Annotated in this window: 22 protein-coding genes and 1 tRNA gene; 15 read left to right on the top strand and 8 right to left on the bottom strand. The window is 74.3% G+C overall.

Annotated elements, in window-relative coordinates:
* Window positions 1-58 precede the first annotated feature (58 nt).
* Window positions 59-391, top strand: coding sequence for a PadR family transcriptional regulator (locus AB0B02_RS00240; protein ID WP_281942754.1), 333 nt, complete (start codon window positions 59-61; stop codon window positions 389-391).
* Window positions 388-1443, top strand: coding sequence for a hypothetical protein (locus AB0B02_RS00235; protein WP_357291829.1), 1056 nt, complete (start codon window positions 388-390; stop codon window positions 1441-1443). Before AB0B02_RS00240 ends, AB0B02_RS00235 begins: the two co-directional genes overlap by 4 nt.
* Before the next feature lie 51 nt (window positions 1444-1494).
* On the opposite strand, the gene AB0B02_RS00230 is transcribed toward AB0B02_RS00235, so the two are convergent.
* Window positions 1495-1812 carry a helix-turn-helix transcriptional regulator gene (locus tag AB0B02_RS00230; protein WP_357291825.1) on the bottom strand — a complete coding sequence of 106 codons (318 nt, stop codon included), beginning with the start codon at window positions 1810-1812 and terminating at the stop codon, window positions 1495-1497.
* A 265-nt stretch (window positions 1813-2077) separates the two neighbouring features.
* On the opposite strand from AB0B02_RS00230, the gene AB0B02_RS00225 reads away from it, so the two are divergent.
* The 8 genes from AB0B02_RS00225 to AB0B02_RS00190 all read left to right on the top strand — a co-directional run bounded on the left by AB0B02_RS00225 (window position 2078) and on the right by AB0B02_RS00190 (window position 9197).
* Window positions 2078-2764, top strand: a complete 687-nt coding sequence (locus AB0B02_RS00225) for a dienelactone hydrolase family protein (RefSeq protein ID WP_281944178.1) — start codon at window positions 2078-2080, stop codon at window positions 2762-2764.
* A 19-nt stretch (window positions 2765-2783) separates the two neighbouring features.
* Entirely contained in the window at window positions 2784-3497 is a 714-nt protein-coding gene (locus tag AB0B02_RS00220; protein ID WP_357295623.1) for a uracil-DNA glycosylase, read from the top strand.
* Between the two features lie 22 nt (window positions 3498-3519).
* Entirely contained in the window at window positions 3520-4254 is a 735-nt protein-coding gene (locus tag AB0B02_RS00215; protein WP_357291820.1) for a DUF4129 domain-containing protein, read from the top strand.
* Window positions 4251-4835 (top strand): hypothetical protein, encoded by a 585-nt coding sequence (locus tag AB0B02_RS00210; protein ID WP_357291817.1) that lies wholly within the window; start codon window positions 4251-4253, stop codon window positions 4833-4835. The genes AB0B02_RS00215 and AB0B02_RS00210 overlap by 4 nt, the downstream gene beginning before the upstream one ends.
* Window positions 4835-5830, top strand: coding sequence for a MoxR family ATPase (locus tag AB0B02_RS00205; protein WP_281944172.1), 996 nt, complete (start codon window positions 4835-4837; stop codon window positions 5828-5830). Before AB0B02_RS00210 ends, AB0B02_RS00205 begins: the two co-directional genes overlap by 1 nt.
* The gene (locus AB0B02_RS00200) at window positions 5830-7194 is read left to right on the top strand and encodes a DUF58 domain-containing protein (protein ID WP_357291812.1); all 1365 of its coding nucleotides are present in this window, start codon (window positions 5830-5832) and stop codon (window positions 7192-7194) included. The genes AB0B02_RS00205 and AB0B02_RS00200 overlap by 1 nt, the downstream gene beginning before the upstream one ends.
* Before the next feature lie 5 nt (window positions 7195-7199).
* Complete coding sequence (locus tag AB0B02_RS00195; protein WP_281944202.1) at window positions 7200-7763, top strand: hypothetical protein; 564 nt, start codon at window positions 7200-7202, stop codon at window positions 7761-7763.
* Window positions 7764-7865: 102 nt separating this feature from the next.
* A complete protein-coding gene (locus AB0B02_RS00190) occupies window positions 7866-9197 on the top strand; it encodes an NAD(P)/FAD-dependent oxidoreductase (protein WP_357291809.1) in 1332 nt (443 codons plus the stop codon).
* Window positions 9198-9252: 55 nt separating this feature from the next.
* Here the strand turns inward: AB0B02_RS00190 and AB0B02_RS00185 are convergent, their stop codons facing one another.
* Complete coding sequence (locus AB0B02_RS00185; RefSeq protein ID WP_357291805.1) at window positions 9253-11082, bottom strand: hypothetical protein; 1830 nt, start codon at window positions 11080-11082, stop codon at window positions 9253-9255.
* Between the two features lie 101 nt (window positions 11083-11183).
* Here AB0B02_RS00185 and AB0B02_RS00180 point away from each other — a divergent pair.
* The 3 genes from AB0B02_RS00180 (at window position 11184) to AB0B02_RS00170 (ending at window position 12602) form a co-directional block, all read left to right on the top strand.
* A tRNA-Leu gene (locus tag AB0B02_RS00180) sits at window positions 11184-11264 on the top strand.
* A gap of 110 nt (window positions 11265-11374) precedes the next feature.
* Window positions 11375-12208 carry a Bax inhibitor-1/YccA family protein gene (locus tag AB0B02_RS00175; RefSeq protein ID WP_281944166.1) on the top strand — a complete coding sequence of 278 codons (834 nt, stop codon included), beginning with the start codon at window positions 11375-11377 and terminating at the stop codon, window positions 12206-12208.
* Window positions 12209-12281: 73 nt separating this feature from the next.
* Window positions 12282-12602: a hypothetical protein gene (locus AB0B02_RS00170; protein WP_281944164.1), complete on the top strand. Its 321-nt coding sequence runs from the start codon at window positions 12282-12284 to the stop codon at window positions 12600-12602.
* A gap of 272 nt (window positions 12603-12874) precedes the next feature.
* Here the strand turns inward: AB0B02_RS00170 and AB0B02_RS00165 are convergent, their stop codons facing one another.
* From AB0B02_RS00165 to AB0B02_RS00150, 4 genes are read right to left on the bottom strand one after another with little or no spacing between them, the layout of a single operon-like run.
* Complete coding sequence (locus AB0B02_RS00165; protein ID WP_281944162.1) at window positions 12875-14359, bottom strand: CYTH and CHAD domain-containing protein; 1485 nt, start codon at window positions 14357-14359, stop codon at window positions 12875-12877.
* Window positions 14360-14399: 40 nt separating this feature from the next.
* On the bottom strand, window positions 14400-15662 hold the full coding sequence (locus AB0B02_RS00160) for an acetyl-CoA C-acetyltransferase (protein WP_357291799.1): 1263 nt from the start codon (window positions 15660-15662) through the stop codon (window positions 14400-14402).
* Window positions 15663-15720: 58 nt separating this feature from the next.
* Entirely contained in the window at window positions 15721-16536 is an 816-nt protein-coding gene (locus AB0B02_RS00155; RefSeq protein ID WP_281944158.1) for an SGNH/GDSL hydrolase family protein, read from the bottom strand.
* A gap of 22 nt (window positions 16537-16558) precedes the next feature.
* Window positions 16559-17605, bottom strand: coding sequence for an SGNH/GDSL hydrolase family protein (locus AB0B02_RS00150; protein WP_281944155.1), 1047 nt, complete (start codon window positions 17603-17605; stop codon window positions 16559-16561).
* A gap of 132 nt (window positions 17606-17737) precedes the next feature.
* On the opposite strand from AB0B02_RS00150, the gene AB0B02_RS00145 reads away from it, so the two are divergent.
* Together AB0B02_RS00145 and AB0B02_RS00140 are read left to right on the top strand one after the other, a co-directional pair.
* The gene (locus AB0B02_RS00145) at window positions 17738-18094 is read left to right on the top strand and encodes a YkvA family protein (RefSeq protein WP_281944153.1); all 357 of its coding nucleotides are present in this window, start codon (window positions 17738-17740) and stop codon (window positions 18092-18094) included.
* Window positions 18095-18167: 73 nt separating this feature from the next.
* Window positions 18168-19538 carry a cystathionine beta-synthase gene (locus AB0B02_RS00140; RefSeq protein WP_357291793.1) on the top strand — a complete coding sequence of 457 codons (1371 nt, stop codon included), beginning with the start codon at window positions 18168-18170 and terminating at the stop codon, window positions 19536-19538.
* A gap of 31 nt (window positions 19539-19569) precedes the next feature.
* Here the strand turns inward: AB0B02_RS00140 and AB0B02_RS00135 are convergent, their stop codons facing one another.
* Both AB0B02_RS00135 and AB0B02_RS00130 read right to left on the bottom strand, forming a co-directional pair.
* Window positions 19570-20079, bottom strand: a complete 510-nt coding sequence (locus AB0B02_RS00135) for a GNAT family N-acetyltransferase (RefSeq protein ID WP_357291790.1) — start codon at window positions 20077-20079, stop codon at window positions 19570-19572.
* Window positions 20076-21005 (bottom strand): ribonuclease Z, encoded by a 930-nt coding sequence (locus AB0B02_RS00130; RefSeq protein ID WP_281944147.1) that lies wholly within the window; start codon window positions 21003-21005, stop codon window positions 20076-20078. Before AB0B02_RS00130 ends, AB0B02_RS00135 begins: the two co-directional genes overlap by 4 nt.
* Window positions 21006-21258: the final 253 nt, after the last annotated feature.

Here is a 21258-nt window from a genome sequence, read left to right as displayed (position 1 = left end):
AAGCGGGGGAGTGCGTCGTCGTTGACGGTACTGTGCATTGCGCACTACTGTGCGGAGCGTGGATACGACGCAGCTTCTCAAGGGTGTCCTCGACCTGGCCGTGCTCGCCGTGCTCAAGGACGAAGACGGCTACGGCTACGACATCCTCCGCCGGCTGCGCGAGGCCGGCCTCACCGAGGTCGGCGACGCCTCGGTCTACGGCACGTTGCGCCGGCTCTTCGCGGGCGGCCTGTTGACCACCTACGTGGTGCCCAGCGAATCCGGGCCGCACCGCAAGTACTACGCGCTGAACGCCGCCGGGCGGGACCAGCTCACCCGCTCCGGCAAGACCTGGCGCTCGTTCGCCACCACCATGGACGCACTGCTCGACGATCGGGGGATGGCGGCATGACCGTCACTGGGCAGGAGATCACGGACTACGTCGACCGGGTGCGGGCCGCGCTCGCCGACCTGCCGCCGACGCTCCGCGACGAGTTGACCGAGGACCTTCCGGAGCACCTCGCCGAGGTGGCAGCCGAGGGTGACGGCACGCTCGTCGACCGGCTCGGCGCGCCGGAGGCGTACGCGCTGGAACTGCGGACCGCAGCCGGCGCGGAGCCGGGCGGCCGACCGGCCCGCCTGCGTCGGCTGGCCGCCGCGCGGGACCGGGCCACCACCCAGTTACGCCTGCTCGACCGTCAACTCGGCCCGCTGCTCGGGCACACCCGGGTGGCGGACTTCCTGCGCTCGCTGCGCCCGGCCTGGTGGCTGGTGCGCGGCTATCTGGCCGCGCTGCTCGTCGGCGAGATGACGCGCAGCGGTCGGGTCGGCCTGCTACCCCGGCTCGACGACAGCCTGCTGGGCGGCCTGCTGCTGCTCACCGGCGCGGTCCTCGCGTCGCTGTGGCTAGGCCGTCGCTCCGGCGGCTTCACCGGGTGGCCGCGCCGGCTGCACCTGGTGGGCACCGCCGTGCTGGTGGTCTTCTCGTTCGCGGTGCTCGCCGACGTCGATCGCAACGCCGGCGAGGACGGTTACACCTCCTACCAGGAGGTCGCGGTCGACCGGCGGTACGACCGGATCGAGGACGTCTTCGTCTACGACCAGCAGGGGCGGCTCGTCCGCGACGCCCAGCTCTTTGACCAGAACGGCGTGCCGATCCGGCTCGGCTGGCCGACCTGCCTCGACGCGTCCGGCGCCGTGCCGGCACCGCGCAACGCCTACCCGTACTGCCCGGAACTGGCCCCGTTCGGCCCGCCGGCTGTGCCGCCGGCACCCGCCGCCCCGCCCACGGCCACCGGCACGCCTGCCCCGCCCACGGCCACCGGCACGCCTGCCCCGCCCACGGCCACCGGCACGCCCGCGCCGACCGCGAGCGCGACGCCGGGATCGGCGGCTACGGCCCTGCCGACCGCGTCTGCCACCGGCGCGACCGCGGAATCTGGAGCGCCGGCTCCGGCCAACTGATCTGTCGCCGTCGTCCTCACCGCCGCCCGGGTGGCGGTGAGGACGACCGGCTCAGGCGATGGCGGCGATGTCGCCGTCGTCGAAGTAGATCGCCTGGTGCAGTCGGCCGCCCAGCGCGGCGGCGAACCGGGCAACCACCTCCTGGCCGGAGATCTTTCCCTGCTCGATCTGGGAGACCCGCCCCTTCGTGACGCCCATGCGGTCCGCCACCTGCTGCTGGGTCAGCCCTCGGGCACGACGCACCTCGGCGAGCCGATGACCGATGACCTCGGCGAGGAGTTGCTGCTTGCCCGCCTCGACCGCCTCTTCGCCGCCGGCGCGGGTGACGTGAGCGGTGCGGATCTCCTGCCACCGGGTGTAGTCGCTCATGCCTTCGCCTGGATGACCCGGGCATGGAGGTGCGGATCCAATGTGTCGATCCAGTGCCTCACCTCGTCGACGAGGTAGACGTCCCACTCACCAGCCATCATACGGCGAGTTTAGCAATCGCTAAACCCCTTGGTGGGGTGGACAGGAGGTGAATGCCACTGTTCTTCCGTCTTCCCCGGGCCGGTGACGGCGTGGCACGCTACCGGCACGTCACAGCCAACTGTGCGACCAGCCAACGGTGACTGACCGCTAGGAGGACGGGCCCATGGGCGAGATGGTGAGCTTCACCGGCAACGGGGGGACGAGCGAGGGGTATCTCGCGATACCCTCCGGCGGTGCGGCCAGCCCGGCGGTCATCGTCATCCAGGACTGGTGGGGCCTGGTGCCCCACGTCCGGGCCGTGGTCGACCGCTTCGCCGAGGCCGGTTTCGTCGCCCTCGCGCCCGACTTCCGGCACGGCGGTCCCGCCGTCAAGCCGACCGAGCCCCGGCAGATGCTGAACAGCAGCCAGATGGACGAGGCGGCCAGCGACATCTCGGCCGCCGCCGAATACCTGGCGAGCCGCCCCGAAGTGGCCGGCAAGGTGGGCTGCGCCGGGTTCTGCGCGGGCGCCAGCCTCGCCCTGTGGGCCGGTACGACCTCCGAGCGGATCGTCGCCACCACCGCGTTCTACCCGCGCCTGCCCTGGGAGGGCATGGTCGCCGACTGGTCCGGCTACGCCGGAAAGGCCGCGCTCGTCCACTGTTCCGAGGCGGACGGTCTCTCCGCCGCCGACGGGGTGCAGGGCGTACGCCGGTCCATCGAGGCCGCCGGCGGCACCTGCCAGACGTTCGACTACCCGGGCACCGCGCACGCGTTCTTCAACGAGGACCGGCCGGAGCAGTTCGATCAGCGGGCCGCCGCCACCGCCTGGGCCCGCACCCTGGAACTGTTCCGGGCGAAGCTTGGCTGAGTCGCGTACCCCGGGGGAGGTGGTCGCCCGCGCGGCGCGGGCGACCGACCTGACCGACCTCGACGGCGCGGTCAGTGACTGCTTCGCCTGCCCGCGGCTGGTGGCGTGGCGCGAGGAGGTGGCCCGGGTCAAGCGGGCCGCGTTCCGCGACCAGGACTACTGGGGGCGGCCGGTGCCGGGCCTCGGGCCGCCGGACGCGCGGATCGCGATCCTCGGCCTGGCACCCGCCGCGCACGGCGGCAACCGCACCGGCCGGATCTTCACCGGGGACCGCTCCGGTGACGTGCTCTTCGCCGCGCTGCACCGGGCCGGGCTGGCCAACCAGCCGACGAGCGTCGCCGCCGACGACGGCCTCACGCTCCGGGAGACCCGCATCTTCTCGGCCGTGCGCTGCGCCCCGCCGGACAACAAGCCCACCCCGGCCGAGCGGGACACCTGCGCGCCGTGGGTGCACCGCGAGGTCGAACTGATCCGCCCCACGCTGCGCGTGGTGGTCGCGCTGGGCGCGTTCGCCTGGGCCGCGTGGTGGCCGGTGCTCCGCCAGGTGTACGGACAGCGCCCGCCCACACCGCGACCCGTGTTCGGTCATGGGGCACACTGGTCCGGCGAGTCCGTGCCGGCGTTGCTCGGCTGCTATCACGTCAGCCAGCAGAACACGTTCACCGGCCGGCTCACGCCGGCGATGTTGGACGACGTGTTCACCCGGGCCAAGCACCTGTCCGGGGTGGACTGAGGAACACACCTGAGGCGGGGGAATGGACTTCGGCGTGCTGCGCAGGTGGTGGCCGGTCGCGGCGGTCGCGGTGCTGCTCGCGGTCGCCGCCGTCGCCGCCGGGCACTCCGCGATCGGGGCCAGTCGGATTCCGCCCGTGGACAACGTCCCGTACGTCCCGGACTATCCGTCCGAGGCGCCGCCCTCGATCCCGGCCGAGCCCCGGGAGTTGGGCATCCCCTCCGAGGGTGGGGTGCCCGACTGGCTGGGCACCGCCGCGGTGGCACTGCTCTTCACGATCGTGCTGGTCGTCGTCGGCTACCTGCTCTGGAGCGTGCTCCGCAGCGCGCTGCGCCGGACCACCCGCGTGGTGCCGGTGCGGCGCACCCGGCGTACCGCCGAGGGGACGGCCCGCGAGGTGGTGGCCGCTCTGGACGCCGGGCTGGAGGAGTTGGACGACCGCGCCACCGACCCGCGGACCGCGGTGATCGCCTGCTGGGTCCGGCTGGAGGAGGCCGCCGAGGACACCGGGGTGCCCCGGAGGACCGGTGACACGCCCACCGACCTGGTCAGCCGACTGCTGCGCGGCGACCCCGAGGCGGGCATCCCGGCGATCGCCAGCGCCGACGTGCTGGACGGGTTCGCGCACGTCTACCGGGAGGCCCGCTACGCCACCCACCCGGTCGACGAACGCACCCGCGACCAGGCCCGGGCGGCGCTGCGCCGGCTGCGCGGCGAGCTGACCGGTGTGGCGGCGGGGGAGGTCGGCGCTCCGTGAGCACCAGCATCGACGACCTGCTCGGCTCCGGCGAGGAGCCCACCGGATCCGCGGCCGGACGGCCGGCCGGCGGCCGGGCCCGGTGGTTGCTGCGAATCGTGCTGGTCACCGCCGCCGCCGTCGTGGTGATCGTGGTCGGCCTCCGCGCGGTCGGCCTGCGGGTGCCGCTCTGGATCATCGTGGCGGGCGTGCTCGCGGTGCTCGCCGTGCGCCGGGTCACCGCCGCGCTCTCGCCCCCGCCGCCGCCGCGCGCCGGGCTGCGGTCCTCCGGCGGCGAGGAGTCCGGCACCTGGAACTGGTCCGCCCGGGACGCGCTGCGGGCCGCCATCAACGGCTGGGAACGACCGCTGGACTGGTGCACCGACAACCGGGAGCGGTTCACCGAGCGGGTGCTGCCCCGCCTCGGTGAGCTGGCCGACGAGCGGCTGCGCCAGCGGCACGGCGTCACCCGCGAGTCCGACCCGGCGCGCGCCCGCGCCCTGCTGGGCGAGCCGCTGTGGACGTTCCTCGGCACCCCCGCCCGCCGCCCCCCGACGCCGCGCGACCTCGCGGCGATCGTCGCCGAACTGGAGAAGATCTGATGAACGAGGACCGGAGCATGCCTCCCGCCGAGGTGGGCCGGCTCGCCCGGACCGTCCTGGACGCGGTCGGCACCGTCGTGGTCGGCAAGCGCGAGGCGCTGGAGCTGGTGCTGGCCGGCATCCTGGCCGGCGGCCACGTGCTGCTGGAGGACCTGCCCGGCCTGGGCAAGACGCTCACCGCGCGGTGCTTCGCGCAGGCGCTCGGGCTGGACTTCCGCCGGCTCCAGTTCACCCCGGACCTGCTCCCCGCCGACGTCACCGGCTCGTTCCTGTACGACCAGAGCAGCGGCGACTTCTCGTTCCGGGCCGGGCCGCTCTTCACCAACCTGCTGCTGGCCGACGAGATCAACCGGACGCCGCCGAAGACCCAGTCGGCGTTGCTGGAGGCGATGCAGGAGAAGCAGGTCTCGGTGGAGGGCGTGACCTACCGCCTGGACGAGCCGTTCCACGTGCTGGCCACCGCCAACCCGATCGAGTACGAGGGCACCTATCCGCTGCCCGAGGCGCAACTCGACCGGTTCCTGCTGCGCGTCTCGTTCGGCTACCCGACCAACGACGAGGAGTGGGACGTGCTGCGCCGGCGCATCGCCCGCCGCCGCGAGGAGGCCGAGATCACGCCGGTGGTGGACGCCGCCACGCTGCGCGCCATGCAGGCCGCGCTGGAGGACGTGGTGGTCGAGGACTCGATCGGCCGGTACATCGTGGCGCTCACCGCGGCCACCCGCGAGCACCCGTCCGTGCTGGTCGGCGCGTCGCCGCGCGGCTCGCTGGCGTTGCTGCTGCTGTCTCGGGTGCGGGCCGTGCTCGCCAACCGGGACTACGTGGTGCCGGAGGACGTCAAGGCGGTGGCGGCGCCCGCGCTGGCGCACCGCATCACGCTGCGTCCGGAGATGTGGTTGCGCCGGGTCGACCCGGCGTTCGTGGTCGGCGAGGTGCTCGAGTCGACGCCCGCCCCGGCCAGCGGCGCGCTGCCCAGCTACGCCGCCGGGCGCTGATGGACGAGCGGGCCGAGCCGGCGAACGGCTGGGCGCCCACCTGGGCGCTCGGCCGGGCCGTGCTGCTCACCGGCGTGCTGCTCGTCGCGGCCGTGCTGCTCGGCCGGATCGACCTGGTGGTGCTGGCCACGCCGTTCGCGCTGGGCACCGCGTACGGTTTGCGCCGCCGCCCGGCCACCCAGCCCGAGCTGGAGCTGAGCGTCGCGGACACCCACCTGGTCGAAGGGTCGCCGATGGCCACCACCGTGGCGGTGGCCAACCCGGACCTGATCGGCTACGACCTGGCGGTGGTCCGGACCCGGATGTCGCCCTGGCTGCGGGTGGAGAAGGTCGGCTTCGGCGGTGCCGAGCTGGACGTGAGCCGCTCCGGCGGCGCGGACCGGCCGTTCGTCACGTCGGTGCCCCGAGGCAGCGCCGTCGACCTGGAGTTGACCGGCACCGCGCTGCGGTGGGGCCGGCACCCGTTCGGCCCGGCCGGCGTCCGGGTCGCCGCCGCCGACGGGCTGCTGGTCTCCCGGGCGGTGATCACCGCCCCGATCCGCGCCCGGGTCTACCCGCGCACCGAGCCGTTCGACGCGGTCGAGGCGATGCCCCGGGCCGCCGGGCTGGTCGGCGCGCACCGGTCACGGCGGCCGGGGGAGGGCGGCGAGTTGGCCGGCGTACGCGTCTTCGCGCCCGGGGACCGACTGCGCCGCATCGACTGGCGGGTGTCGCTGCGGGCCCGCCAACTGCACGTCGCGGCCACCCTCTCCGACCGGGACGCCGAGGTGGTGGTGCTGCTCGACGTGCTCGCCGAGGCGGGCCGCTCCGGCGGCGTACGCGGGCCGGCGTCGGTGCTCGACACCACGGTCCGGGCCGCCGCCGCGATCGCCGAGCACTACCTGCACCGGGGCGACCGGGTGGCGCTGCTGGAGTACGGTCCGGCCGCCCGGCGACTGCGCCCGGCCACCGGGCGCCGGCAGTACCTGACCGTGCTGGAGTGGCTGCTCGACGTGCAGGCCGAGTCGTCCCCGCACGAGCCGTACGACCAGGTGTTCGGCCCGCAGGTGCTCTCCTCGGACGCGCTCGTGGTGGTGCTCACCCCGCTGCTCGACGAGCGTTCGGCGCAGATGCTGGCCCGGCTGGCCCGGGGCGGGCGGTTCGTGGTGGCGGTGGACACGCTGCCGGCGGAGCTGCCGCTGCCGAAGGAACGGGGCTGGGCCGAGGTGGCGTACCGGCTGTGGCGGCTGGACCGGGACACGATGATCGGGCAGCTCCGCGAGCACGGCGTGCCGGTGGTGCGCTGGGCCGGCGCGGGCAGCCTGGACGAGGTGCTGCGCGACGTGTCCCGCCTGGCCATGGCGCCGAGGGTGGGGCTGCGGTGAGTGACCTGGCGGGCGGGCTCGTGGAACGAGTGCGGGCGGTGCGGTACAAGGTGGCCCGGGTCAGCCCGCTGCCGCTACTGGTGCGCGGCGGCATCTTCCTGGTCGTGCTGGCCGGCTTCCTGCTCGCGTACCCGGTGCAGATGCTGGCCCCGCGGTCGCTGCTGGCCCTGGCGGTGGCCGCGGTGCTGCCGGCGGTCGCGCCGCGCCGGCTCTGGCCGACGTTCGCCGCGCTGGTGACGGTCGGCGGCTGGCTGCTGGCCATGCTCGGCTACGACCGGCCGCCGGCGCTGTGGCGGCTGCTCGCCGTGGCCACGCTGCTCTACCTGGCGCACACGCTCTGCGCGCTGGCCGCGCTGCTGCCCTACGACGGGTTGATCGACCCGGACCTGGTGCTGCGGTGGCTGGCCCGGGCCGGTGGCGTGGTGCTGGGCAGCGCCGTGCTCGGCGTCGTGCTGGCGTGGCTGGGCGCGCTCGGCGGGACCGACGGGACGCAGGTGGCGACCGTGGTGGGACTGCTGGTCGCGGTGGGGCTGAGCGCGTTGCTGGGGTGGCTGCTGCGTCGCAGATGACGGGACGCGGCGGGACGTTGCGCAGGTCACACGGGTTGTGCTCCGTCACAGAAGGGGGTCTCGCGCGGTATTACCGGAGCCCCCCGGGGAAAGATGGATGACGTGAATCCGAAGCGGATCCTTGTCGTGGGTGCCGGGCACGTCGGCCTGTACGCCGCTCTGCGTCTGTCGAAGAAGCTGAGCTCGCGTGAGGCCGAGGTGGTCGTCGTCGACCCGCAGCCCCACATGACGTACCAGCCGTTCCTCCCGGAGGCTTCGGCCGGCAACATCTCCCCGCGGCACGCTGTGGTGCCGCTGCGGCGGGAGTTGCGCAAGTGCACGGTGGTGGCCGGCACGGTCACCCGGATCGACCACGACCGCAAGACCGCCGTGGTGCAGCCGATCAGCGGCCCGACCCGGGAGATCCCGTACGACCACGTGGTGGTCGCCCCCGGCTCGGTCTCCCGCACCCTGCCGATCCCGGGCCTGCACGAGAACGGCATCGGGTTCAAGACCATCGGCGAGGCCATCTTCCTGCGCAACCACGTGCTGGACCGGCTGGACGTGGCGGCCGCCACGACCGACCCGGAGGTCCGTCGTCGCGCGCTGACGTTCACCTTCGTGGGCGGCGGTTACGCCGGCATCGAGGCGCTCGCCGAGATGGAGGACATGGCCCGCGACGCGCTGCGCTACTACCCGGAGCTGAAGCCGGAGGAGATGCGCTGGGTGCTGGTCGAGGCGACCCAGCGGGTGCTGCCCGAGGTCGACCGGGACATGGGCGCCTACACGGTGCAGCAGCTCCTGAAGCGGAACATGGACATCCGGCTGGACACCCGGCTGGAGTCCTGCGTCGACGGGGTGGTCAAGCTCTCCGACGGAGACAGCTTCCCGTCCGACACCATCGTGTGGACGGCCGGCGTGAAGCCGTCGCCGATGCTGGACGCCACCGACTTCCCGCGCGACGAGCGGCGCCGGGTGACCTGCCTGCCGACGCTCCAGATCGTGGACGGCGACCGGGTGGTCGAGGGCGCGTGGAGCGCCGGTGACTGCGCCGCCGTGCCGGACCTGACCAAGGAGCCGGGCAACTTCTGTTCGCCCAGCGCCCAGCACGCGGTGCGGCAGGCCGCCCGGATGGCCGACAACATCGTGAACGTGGTCCGCGGGCGCGAGCCGGTCGACTACAAGCACAAGCACGCCGGCAGCGTGGCCAGCCTCGGCCTGCACAAGGGCGTGGCGCAGGTCTACGGCGTGAAGATGACCGGCTGGCCGGCGTGGTTCATGCACCGGACGTACCACATGTCGCGGATCCCGTCGTTCAACCGCAAGGTCCGGGTGGTGGTGGACTGGTCGCTGGCGTTCTTCCTCAAGCGTGAGGTGGTCGCGCTCGGCCAGCTGCACGACCCGCGTGAGGAGTTCGCCGAGGCGTCCGCCCCGCCGGTCGGCGCGCGCGTCTGACCGTTCGTCCCGAAGGGCCCTTCCCGCACGGGAGGGGCCTTTCGTCGTACCCGGGTCAGAACCGCCAGGTCCAGGCGTCGGCGACTCGGGTGCCCGGGCCGAAGAGCGCCTCCAGCGTGCGGCGCAGCAGCTCCGCGTGCGGGGCGTCGTCGGTCAGCGCCACGCACGACGCGCCCCAGGCGTCGACGTCCCGGGCCGCCTGACGGCGCTGCCGGTCACCGACGGCCGGCGCGACGCCCCGCCGGGCCACGTCGGCCAGCAGCGCCGAGGTGGGACGCTGCCAGGTGCCCATGGTGGCCGAGCCGCCGGGACCGTACGGGCCGATGAAGAACCCCTCCGGCATGCCGAACCCGACACCCGTGGCGGTGGCCCACCGCATCGGCCCGGGGTGCTGCGGGGTGGCCGTGGGCACCGGCACCAGCACCCCGCCGGGGCGTACGCACTGTCGCCAGTGGCCGCCGGTGACGAACGTGGGCAGCGGCGGCCGGTCGATCGTGGGCAGCGGCGTCGGGAAGACGCTGAGCAGGGCCGCGCCGACCGCCAGCGGCACCAGCCGGCGCGCCGGACCCGGCTCGTGCAGCGCCCGGTGCACGGCGAGCGTGAGCACGGTGCCGACCAGCGGCAGCACCGCCAGCGCGAACCGGGTGGGCAGCGCGCCGTCCACCACCGGCAGGCCGGCCAGCAGCGCGTACGGGCCGGGCACGCCGGTCCGTTCGCCGCCGGCCACCACCTCGGGGCCGAGCGAGAACGCGGCCAGCACCAGCGCCGCGGCGACCAGGGCGCGCACCAGAGCGCGCCGGCCCAGCCAGACCGCGCAGCCGGTCGCCACCACCAGCAGCGGCCAGCCCAGGAACGTGGTGAACTCCGCCGGGCCGGTGGTCAGCCGGACGGCCTCCGGGCTGCCGAGCACGGTCAGCGCGGAGAGCCGGGCCCAGCCGGTCAGGTCGGCGGAGAAGTAGGCGGGCGGGAACATCCCGTCGGCGACGCCCTGCGGGCCGGCGAACTGGAGCCGGAGCGGGTACGCCAGCACCACCAGCGCGAGCCCGGCAGCGCCGAGCAGCCCACCGGCGAAGCCGGGCAACGCCCGACGCGGCAGCTCCCGGTCGGCCAGCCCGTACGCGACGGCCAGCACCGCCAGCGTGAGCGCGGTGAGGAAGAGCACCTCCTCGCCGACGAAGACCTGGACGACGGCGGTGCCGGCCAGCCCGACCGCCGAGGAGATCATCCGGCGGCGGTCCGGGCCGTCCGGGCGACCGGCCGGGTCGGCGGCGCGCAGCAGCCGCACCACCAGCCAGACCAGCACCGGGACCAGCCACTGCGCGGTCATGTGCAGGTGACCGTTGCTCTGCGAGACCATGCCCGGCCCGAAGCCGCAGAGCGCCGCGCCGAGCCCGGCGGCGAGCCGGTGGGCCCGCAGCGTCCGGGTGAACAGCAGATACCAGGCGACCGCCGTGCCGGCCAGGTTGCCGGCGACGAGCAGGGCGAACGTGGCCGGCGCGCCGAACGCCCACGTGACCGGCGCGAGCAGCACCCCGAGCGCGACGACCGAGGTGTTGGCCATCAGGTTGACCCCGTCCGGCGCGTTGAGCCGGTCGGTGACCAGGCTGAAGTCGCCGCGCAGGGCCCGCGCGTCGAGCGCCAGGAACCATTCGTAGAGCGTCTGGTCGGCCGGGTTGAGGGCGAGCATCCGGGCGCCCGGCGTCGGCCACAGGCCGTGGGTGAGGCCACCGGCGAACGCCACGAACAGCAGCCCGACCAGCAGGTCCGCGCGATGCCGGCGAGCGGCGGCCCGTACCCGGCCGACCCGCGCCGCGGCGGTCGCCGACGCGGGGCGGACCGCCTGGTCGCGGTCGGGCCCGGGGGCCGCGCGGGCGGCGCTGGTCACGGCCCCGACCCTATCGGCCGGCCCCCACGGGGTACGCCGCGGCGCGGCGCAGCCGCTACGGTGAGATCTGCACCGCGCGTGTCGGCGCGGCGGTGTCACCCGCCCGGGTGGTGGAACGGCAGACACGGCCGCCTTAAAAGCGGCTGCCGAAAGGCGTGCGGGTTCGACCCCCGCCCCGGGCACGGAACTCTCAGCTTTCCCACAGCTTGACGCCGCGCACGGTCTTGTCGCCGCGTCTACGCTGGGAGGCGCACGTCTACGTGCGAACGACCCCCTGAGGGAGGCCTGAGAAGTGAAGACCTCGAACCCGGTGCTCGCCCGGCTCGGCCAGGCGGCCGAGCGTGAGCGGGCGACCGGGTACGCCCAGCCCGGGCCGTACGGTCAGCCCGGATACCCCCAGCAGTACCCGCCGCAGCAGCACTACCCGAGCGGCTACGGCCAGCCGGTGGCCCCGCCTGCGGTGACGCCGATGACCCTCGACGACGTGGTCGTCAAGACGGTCCTCATGCTCGCCATCCTGGGCGCCTCGGCCGCCGCGGCCTGGGTGCTCGTGCCGGACGCCCTGGTCGGCGTCGCCTGGATCGGCGCCGCCGTGGTCGGCCTGGTGCTCGGCCTGATCATCTCGTTCTCCCGGATGGCGAACCCGGCGCTCGTGGTCGCGTACTCGATCGTCGAGGGCGTCTTCGTCGGCATGGTCAGCAAGGCGTTCGACTCGCTCTACGACGGCATCGTGCTCCAGGCGGTGGCGGCCAGCTTCGGCGTCTTCTTCCTGATGGCGATGATCTACAAGGCGCGGATCATCCGGGCCACCCCGAAGTTCGCCCGGATCATGGTGGCGATCATCGCCGGCCTGTTCGGGGTGATGCTGGTCAACCTGGTGCTGTCGCTGTTCGGCGTCAACACGCACCTGCGGGACGGCAGCCCGCTCGCCATCGGCTTCAGCCTGGTCTGCATCGTGGTGGCGTCGCTGAGCTTCGTGCTCAACTTCGCCCAGATCGAGGAGGGGGTCCGGATGGGGCTCCCGCAGCGCTACGCCTGGACGGCCGCGTTCGGCATCGTGGTCGGCCTGGTCTGGCTCTACATCGAGATCCTGCGGCTGCTCAGCTACTTCCAGGGCGACGACTGACCGTCCCGCCCGCCCGTCGACGCCCGCCTGCCGCATCCCGCGGCGGCGGGCGTCGTCCGTAGACTCGCCGGTGATGAGCGCAGCGGAACTGGACCGGGCGGTGGCCCTGCTGGTCCGACAGGTCGGGCACTGGCAGCAGCCGCGCTGGTCGGCGCCGGCCGGGGGTGGCAACGTGTCCCGGGCCGACCTGGTGCACAAGCTGGTCCAGGAACTCGCCAACCTGGCCGCCGACGCCGCCGGTGAGCCGCGCCGCGAGGTGCCCCGGCTGCCCAGCGACCTGGCCCTGCCCGACCAGCTCCGGGTGGTCGCCGCCGACCTGGCCCTGGCCGCCCCACCGGCCCCGGTCCTGGCCGTCGCCGTCGACGCGATAACCCGCACCCGCACCACCCTCTAACCCACCCCGCCCTGCCCCGGCGATCTTGCAGTTGTTGCCCCGGCGAATCGGGTACAACGGGCGGACAGCGGGCCGGAAGTGCAAGATCGCGGGCGAGGTGCCGCACGTTTCGTGATCTGTCGGATGCCTACGAGGTTGATGGCGGAATGGGTCGAGCTGACGATGCGGCCCCGAGCGCGGCGACCGACACGCTGCACCTGACCCGTTTGCGCCATCAAGTTCGTAGGCGCCGGGAAAGTCGGTGCGAGTTGGGCTGGTGTGAGAGTCGGTGATCAGGGCTTCAGCCAGCGGCGCACCCCGGGTCGGCGGGCCCGGTCGAGTGCGCGCCGCACCGCCGGCAGGTCGTGCCCGGCGGCCTCGGCCTGCCGCGCGTGCAGCAGGCCGTAGGTGAACGTGTTCTCACCCTCGGCGTACGCCCGCAGCGCGTGCCGGCGCAGCGCCTCCCGGGTCACCACCGAGTCCTGGTGCGTCCCGAGCAGGTTCTGGAGCGCCTTGAGCCGCTTTACCAGGCGGGCGGCCGGCTTGCCGGCGTCGGGCACCCGGACCTCCACCGCGTACCGGGCCGCCTTGTACTTCTTGCGCGCCTCGTGCAGGGCGGTGTCCCCGGCCGGTCCGCGGTCGGCCAACGCCCGGTCCAGCCGGTCGTCGGCGTGGCGCACCGCCCGGCGTACCCGGCGGTCCACCCAGCGGCGGTTCACCTCGGCGGTCGGGCCGTCGAGCAGCCGGTCCAGGCGGGACAGCAGGTCGGGATAACGGTCCGCGTCCAGCGCGGCGCGCAGGCCGGTGGTCGACCCGGCCAGGTCGGCGGCGAACCGCTCCCCGATCCGTGCGGCGACCGGGCCGAGCACCAGCTCGTCGGGCAACTCGTGCACCGCCGCGGCGAGTCGGGCGGTCAGCACCTGGACGTCGCGGACCGCACCCAGGTCGCCGCCGAGCTGCCGCAGTTCGCCCCGGACCGCCTCGCTCTCCCGCCGGTCCCACAGGCCGCGGAACGTGCGCAGCGTGGCCCGCAGCCGGCGGATCGCGACGCGCATGTCGTGCACCGCGTCCGCGTCCCCCTGGTACGCCGCCGCGTGGTTGCCGACGATCGCGTCCCGCTGCTTCCGGGCGTACCTCACGACTGGCTCGGCCGGGCCGGTGGGCGGCCGGTCGTCGAACCGGGCGAGCCGCCCGGCGACCGCGCGGTGGGACTTGCTGACCGGCACCTCCCGGGCGCCGGCCTCGGCCAGCCGGGCGGAAACCGCGTCGAGCAGCTCCTCGTCGCCGTCGACCAGCTCGACCTCGATCTCGTACCAGGTCCGGGCGGTGCCGTCGACCAGGTCCGCGGACCGGACGTCGTCCTCGGCCACCTCGGCCAGCACGCGACCGTCGGCGTCCAGCAGCCGTCGCTCCCGGCGGTGGTTGACGATCCGGGCCGCCGGGGCGACCGGCCGACCCCGGGACGCGCCCCGGATCGACGCGACCAGCTCGGCCGGTGGGCCGGCGTCGGCCGGCCCGGCCGGGAACTGGTGCTCGACCCGGGCTCCACCGACCGCGCCCACCTTGAGGTGCCAGCCCGCGTCGTGCCCGCCGGTACGCCGCCGCAGCGCGTGGGCGCTCCGCAGCAGTCGCAGGTCGTCGGTGTCCCAGTAGACGGCGTCCAGCTCCGAGGCGGTGGCGTCGGACATCGTCACGACGCCACCGCACCCGGTCAGGTCGGGCAGCCGGAAACCCTCGTCGCCGGAGAATTTGCGCTCGCGTTCCACGACGGTCGCCATGCGGGTTCCGGTACCCGGCACGTGCCGTAGTGAATCGAGTTCAGCTCAGTCGTTCGAGCACCATGGCCATGCCCTGGCCGCCGCCGACGCACATGGTCTCCAGGCCGATGGTCTTGTCGTGCCACTCCAGCGCGTTGAGCAGGGTGCCGGTGATCCGGGCGCCCGTCATGCCGAACGGGTGACCGACCGCGATCGCGCCGCCGGCCACGTTCAGCTTCTCCTCCGGAATGCCGAGCTGCCGGTACGACGGGATCACCTGGGCGGCGAACGCCTCGTTGATTTCCACCAGGTCGACGTCGTCGATGGTCATGCCGGCCCGCTTCAGCGCCTGCTTCGACGCCTCGACCGGGCCGAGGCCCATGATCTCCGGGGAGAGCGCGGTGACGCCGGTGGAGACGATCCGGGCCAGCGGGGTGAGCCCCAGCTCGGCCGCCCGCTCGGCGCTCATGATCACTACGGCGGCGGCGCCGTCGTTCAGCGGGCAGCAGTTGCCGGCGGTGATCCGGCCGTCCGGGCGGAACACCGGCTTGAGGCCGGCCACGCCCTCCAGGGTCACCCCGGGGCGCGGGCCGTCGTCGGCGCCGACCACGGTGCCGTCCGGCGTGGTGACCGGCGTGATCTCGCGGGCCCAGAAGCCGTCCGCGATCGCCTTCTCGGCCAGGTTCTGGCTGCGGACGCCGAACGCGTCCATGTCCGCGCGGGACACGTCGTACACCTGGGCCAGGTTCTCCGCGGTCTGCCCCATGGCGAGGTAGATGTCCGGCAGCCGGCCGGCCTCCCGCGGATCGGTCCACACCTCGGCGCCGGCCTGCGTGCGGGCCTGCGAGCGCTCGCGTGCCTCGGCGAAGCGCGGGTTCTCCCAACCGCCGCCGACCAGCGCCTGCGCCTCCGGCGGCAGCGTGTCCGAGTTGCCCCGGGCGTACCGGGAGACCATCTCCACACCGGCGGAGACGAACACGTCGCCCTCACCGGCCCGGATCGCGTGCATCGCCATCCGGGTGGTCTGGAGCGAGGAGGCGCAGTAGCGGGTCAGCGTGGCGCCGGGCAGCCCGTCCAGGCCCAGCAGCGTGGCGACCACCCGGGCCATGTTGAAGCCCTGCTCACCGCCGGGCAGACCGCACCCGAGGTAGAGGTCGTCGATGGTGGTGGGATCGAGCGCCGGCACCTTGTCGAGGGCGGCCTGGACGATGGTGGCGGCGAGGTCGTCCGGGCGGACCTCGCGCAGGGAACCCTTGAACGCGCGGCCGATGGGGGACCGGGCGGTGGCGACGATGACGGCGTCGCGGGGCGACTCAATCGGCATGAACCAACGTTAACCCGCGGGTAACTTGCGGTGGAAGCCGCGCCCCGGGCGGGAAATGTCACCCTGCCGGCGGCCGGCGGTGGTGCCGGAACGCGACCGCGGCGGCGGCCTCGACGGCCGGGAGCAGTGCGTGCGCCCAGACCCGGTAGCCGTCCGCGGAGGGGTGGAAGCCGTCGTGGCAGAGCGTGCCGGCGTCGGCCCGGAACACCGGGCCCGTCTCGGTGCCCAGGTCGACGACGGTGCCGCCGGCGTCCAGCACGGCCGCCGTCTGGGCCCGCGCCATCCGCCGCCCGGACCAGCCGAGCACCTGGCGCAGCGGAGCGGCGACGGCGCGTACCGCGCCGAGGTCGGGGCAGGTGCCGACGACGACCTCGATGTGGGCCTCGCGCAGCCGGCGGACCGCCGAGCCGAGGTAGGCCGCCGCGTCGGCCGGACGGCCCATGGCGGTGGCGTCGTTCGCCCCGATCAGCACCACCGCCACGTCGGGCCGCTCGCCGAGCAGCGCGCGGGCCACCTGCGTGGCCAGGTCGGTGGCGCGGGACCCGGAGACACCGACGCTGGACAGGTGCACCCGCCGGCCGGTCGGCCCCTCGGCGAGCAGGTGGGCGAGCTGGCCGCCGATGGTCTCCTCGAACCGGTCGACGCCCACCCCGATCGCCGACGAGTCGCCGAGCAGCACCAGCCGCAGCGGCGGCGCGTCGGCCCGGCCGACCGTGGCGCGCAGCACCAGACCCAGCTCGGGCTGGGCGTACTCCCGGCTGCGGGCGGCGATGGCCTGGCCGGCGAGGACCGCCGCGCCACCCACCGTGCCGGCCAGCAGCGACAGCGCCGCGGCCCGGCCCCACCGGGCCGCCGTCCCGTTCCGTCCGCTCATGCCGGCACCCTGCTTCGCTCGCTCATGCCATTCCCTCCAGCGTGGCCGAGTCGGTGGCGGTGCCGCTGGGCGGCATCGCGCCGACGCCGAAGAACGCTCGCCGGCGGAGCTGCGCCCACCGCCCGCCCGGCCCGCGGTCGCGGCCCCGGAGCTGGGCGCCGCTGACCTCCGTGCCGGCGTGCCGGGCCGCCTCGTGGGCCGCCTCCGGAAGCGACCGTACGCCTTCCAGCCCGGTGCGCGAAGGACGGCGTTCCGGCACCGCGCCCAACGCGGAGAGCACGGTGGGCAGCAGCGCCGCCGCGGCCATCGCGTACCCCTCCGCGGAGGGGTGGAACCGGTCCCAGGCGAACATCCGACCGGGCTCGGCGGCGAACCGCGGCCCCAGCAGGTCACCGAGGGAGACCGTCCGGCCGCCCGCCTCCACCACGGCCACCGTCTGGGCGGCCGCGAGCTGGCGGCTCCAGCGTCGGGCCAGCCAACGCAGCGGCGGCTGGATCGGCCGGATCGTGCCCAGGTCGGGGCAGGTGCCGACGACCACCTCGCAACCGGCGGCGCGCAGCGTGCGGACCGCGTCGACCAGGTAGCGCACGGCCAACACCGGCGGGGTGCGGTTGGTGACGTCGTTGCCGCCGACCAGCACCACGGCCACGTCCGGTGCGACCTCCAGGGCGGACTCGACCTGCGGCTTCAGCCCGGCCGACAGCGCGCCCACCACGGCGAACCGGTGCAGCCGGACCGGGCGGTGCAGCCGGCGGGACAGCCCGGTGGCCAGCAGCGAGCCGGGCGTCTCCCGGCGCCGGTGCACGCCGTAGCCGGCCGCGGAGGAGTCGCCCAGGATGACCATGGTGATCGGCTGGCCGGGGAACCGCGCGCCGTAGACGCCGTCGCAGCGTGGTGGCGGCGCCTCGGCCATCGGGATGGTGCGGCGGGCCTGCCGGGCCTGGCCGAGCAGCACTCCACCGGTGGCAGCCGTGGCCGCCACCGTGGCGCCCGTGCCGATCGCCGCGAGGCGGGCGATCTGCCGGGCGCGTCGCCAGCGGGCCGGCGCGACGGAACCGACGTCCCCCATGAACCGACAGTATCGCGCCGGTACGACGACCGCTGTCCTTGATCGGGCGGCTGGGAGCCGGCCGTTCTGGGTACCGGTGGGGGTGGGCTTGCCCCGGGGCCGCACCCTGGTCGGGCGAAGAGAGGCGGAATCATGGGGAAGACGTTGAAGCGCAGCGCCGCGTTCGCCGCGTTGGCCCGGGCGTTGGCGGCCGGGGCGCGGGGCGGGCCGTCGCTGGGTGCCCGGCTGGCGGCGCTGCCGCGCATGATCCGGGCCACCGGGCGGGGGGAGTACGACGGCGGGCTGCGCCTGGCGTTGATGGCCGGCGCGGCGGCGTACGTCGTCTCCCCGATCGACCTGCTGCCGGAGATCCCGCTGGCGATCTTCGGGCTGGCCGACGACGCCGTCATGGTCACCTGGCTGGCCGGCAGCGTGCTCGCCGAGACCGAACGGTTCCTGGAGTGGGAGGCACGCCGCAGCTCCGTCATCCCGGGGCAGGTGGCCCCCTGACGGCACGTACGCTGGGCGGCGAACCGGCTGACCGGCCGCCCTCCGACGGCGGCGCTACGAAGGGCACAACGAGGTGCGGTACTACGACAACGTCGTCGAGCTGATCGGCAACACCCCGCTGGTTCGCCTGCGCAACGTCACCGAGGGCATCCAGGCGACCGTGCTGGCGAAGGTGGAATACGTCAACCCGGGCGGTTCGGTCAAGGACCGGATCGCGCTGCGCATGGTGGAGGACGCCGAGAAGGCGGGCATCCTCGGGCCGGGCGGCACGATCGTGGAGCCGACCAGCGGCAACACCGGCGTCGGGCTGGCCCTGGTGGCCCAGCTCCGGGGCTACCGCTGCGTGTTCGTCTGCCCGGACAAGGTCAGCCAGGACAAGCAGGACGTGCTGCGGGCGTACGGCGCCGAGGTGGTGGTCTGCCCGACCGCCGTCGCGCCGGAGGACCCGCGCTCCTACTACAACGTCTCCGACCGGCTGGCCCGGGAGATCCCCGGCGCGTGGAAGCCCAACCAGTACAGCAACCCGGCCAACCCGCGCTCGCACTACGAGACGACCGGCCCGGAGCTGTGGCGGCAGACCGAGGGGAAGATCACCCACTTCGTCGCCGGCGTCGGCACCGGCGGCACCATCTCCGGCATCGGTCGCTACCTCAAGGAGGCGTCCGAGGGCCGGGTGAAGGTGATCGGCGCGGACCCGGAGGGCTCGGTCTACTCCGGCGGCACCGGCCGGCCCTACCTGGTCGAGGGCGTCGGCGAGGACTTCTGGCCGGAGACGTACGACCGGTCCGTCGCCGACGAGATCGTCGAGGTGTCCGACAAGCAGTCCTTCGAGATGACCCGCCGGCTGGCCCGTGAGGAAGGGCTGCTGGTCGGCGGCTCCTGCGGCATGGCGGTGGTGGGCGCGCTGGAGGTGGCCCGCAAGGCCGGCCCGGACGACGTGGTGGTGGTGCTGCTGCCGGACGGTGGCCGGGGCTACCTCTCGAAGATCTTCAACGACCGCTGGATGGCCCGGTACGGCTTCCTGGACGACGCCGGCGCCGAGCCGACCGTGGCCGACGCGCTCGGCGGCAAGCCGGGTGGCCTGCCCGAGCTGGTGCACGTGCACCCGACCGAGACGGTCCGTGACGCCATCGACTACATGCGCGAGTACGGCGTCTCCCAGCTTCCGGTGCTCAAGGCGGAGCCGCCGGTGGTGACCGGCGAGGTGGCCGGCTCGATCGCCGAGCGGGACCTGCTCGACGCGCTCTTCACCGGCCAGGCCCACCTGCACGACACGATCGAGCGGCACATGGGCGAGCCGCTGCCGATGATCGGCGGCGGGCAGCCGGTCAGCGAGGCGGTGACGCTGCTGGAGAAGGCCGACGCGGCGCTCGTGCTGGTCGACGGCAAGCCCAAGGGTGTGCTGACCCGGCAGGACCTGCTGGCCCACCTCGGCGCGCGCTGAGCGGGGTGCGGGGCCCCGGCGACGGGGCCCCTCACACCTCCCGCGCGTAGCGGAGCCGGGCGACCGACCGGGGGCCGATCCGGTCGGTGCTCCGGGTGCCGGTGGCGTGCCAGCCGCCGCGCTCGTAGAAGCGGCGCGCGGACGCGTTGTCGGCCAGCACCCACAACGCCGCCCGGGTCCACCCACGGGCGCGCGCCGCGTCCAGCGCGTCCAGCATCAGCGCCCGGCCGGTGCCCCGGCCCCGCTCGTCCGGGTCGAGATGCAGGGCGTGGAGCAGCCCGGTCGCCGGGTCACCCTCGTCGTCCGGCCCGAGATAGCTGAAGCCCACCAGCCGTCCGTCCCGCTCGGCCACGGTCATCCGGTGGTCCGTGCCCTCCCAGGTCAACCGTTCCACCCAGTAGCGGCCCATCGCCTCGGCGGTGGGATCCGTCAGCGCCTCGGGGGGCAGGAACGACGAGTACGCCGCCACCCGGGAGCGCTGGTGCAGGGCGCCGACCGCCAGCAGGTCGGTCTCGGTCGCGGGGCGTAGGGAGACGGTCACCCGGGCGACGGTACCCGCCGGGGCGGCACCGGCACCGTCTGGAGGTCCTCGGCGATCACCAGGTCGCCGGCGAAGTGCTCGCGGGCCTCGTCGTGGAAGCGGCGCGGGTCGGCGTACCGCTGGGAGAAGTGGGTGAGCACGAGCGTGCGTACCCCCGACTCGGTGGCCACCCGCGCGGCCTGGCCGGCGGTGAGGTGGCCGACCTCGGCGGCGAGCGCGGCCTCCGACGCCAGGAACGTCGACTCGATGACCAGCAGGTCGGCGTGCTCGGCCAGCGCGTACACGCCGTCGCAGAGCCCGGTGTCCATCACGAACGCGAACCGCTGCCCCGGTCGGGTGACGCTCACCTCGTCGGAGGTGACGCGGCGTCCGTCGACGTCCAGGTGGCCCTCGCGGAGCAGTCTGCCCACCGCCGGACCGACGATGCCGTACGCGGACAGCCGCTCCGGCAGCATCCGGCAGCCGTCCGGCTCGACGAGCCGGTAGCCGTACGTCTCGACGGGGTGGCGCAGCCGGCGGGCCTCCAGCGTGCCGACGCCCAGCGTGATCCGTTGCCCGTCGGCGTCGATCGGCTCGACGGCCAGCTCGGCGGTCTCGTGGAAGCTGGACGCGTGCCGCAGCCGGGCGAAGTAGTCGGCGCCGCCGGCCGGGAAGTGCACGGCCACCGGGTGCGGCACGCGGTCCAGCGAGAGGCGCTGGATCATGCCGGGTAGCCCGAGACAGTGGTCGCCGTGGAAGTGGGTGACGCAGATCCGGGTCAGGTCGGTGGCGGTCACGCCGGTGTGCAGCATCTGGCGTTGGCTGCCCTCGCCCGGGTCGAAGAGGATCACCTCGTCGTCCCAGCGCAGCAGGTAACCGTTGTGGTTGCGGGCCCGGGTGGGGGCCTGACTGGCCGTGCCGAGCACCACCAGCTCACGCATCGACACCGCATCCTCCGGCTGACATGGAACGACCCCCGGGGCTTCCGCGCTCGCGCGCGGGCCGGCTGGACTGGGCCGGCACCCCGGGGGTCGGGTGGCTGTCGTGGTTTCGCCGCACCGCTGCCACACGGTCTCGACGATCGTGCTGTCCGCCTCGCGGCGGACGATGTTTCACTGTCGAGGACAGCGGCTAGCGGACAGCCACCTCACGAGTCCGATTGCTATACAAGTCTGGACCACCTCCTTTCCCGTGTACCGC

This window comes from Micromonospora sp. NPDC049240 (genome assembly GCF_040647835.1).
GTDB lineage: Bacteria > Actinomycetota > Actinomycetes > Mycobacteriales > Micromonosporaceae > Micromonospora.
Note: the sequence above shows the minus strand (reverse complement) of the source record. Positions and strands in the feature narration are given on the sequence as shown.